The sequence below is a fragment of the Anaerotignum faecicola genome, assembly GCA_024460105.1.
GTDB lineage: Bacteria > Bacillota > Clostridia > Lachnospirales > Anaerotignaceae > JANFXS01.
Map to the genome: position 1 here is coordinate 1 of JANFXS010000274.1, position 455 is coordinate 455.

1 protein-coding gene is annotated in these 455 nt (G+C 49.9%); it reads right to left on the minus strand.

From position 1 onward, the window contains the following. Window positions 1–59 precede the first annotated feature (59 nt). On the minus strand, window positions 60–455 hold a 396-nt coding region (locus NE664_13925; protein MCQ4727732.1), incomplete at its 5' end, for a GGDEF domain-containing protein.

The following is a 455-nucleotide window of genomic DNA, read 5'->3' on the forward strand; positions in this document are numbered from 1 at the left end:
GTTTGCCTCTACATTTTGCTTCTATATTTTGCTTCCACAATTCGCTTTTCCCCGCTTCCCTACTCCTCATACCAGGCAATCCGATTTTTCCCCTCCTGCTTTGCCCGGTACATGGCCTGATCGGCTCTGGAAAACAGTTCCTGGTACTCTTCGCCCGGGTCCCCGGTGCTGCTGGCTATTCCGATGCTCACAGAAATCCGTAATTCGCCTTCTTTTGTAAAATCTGCGGTTCCGTTCAGAAGCCTCAATGCCTTCATTTTGGTATCTCCGCTTTCCGAATAAACTACGAACTCATCACCGCCAACTCTGCCGATCAAGTCGGAATCACGGAAGATTTCGCGCAGAAGTTCGCCTGTCTTAACCAGAATCTTATCGCCGGCCGGGTGCCCGTACTGGTCGTTCACATCCTTGAAATTATCGATATCGATCATATATAAACTGCCGCGGCTTCCCCT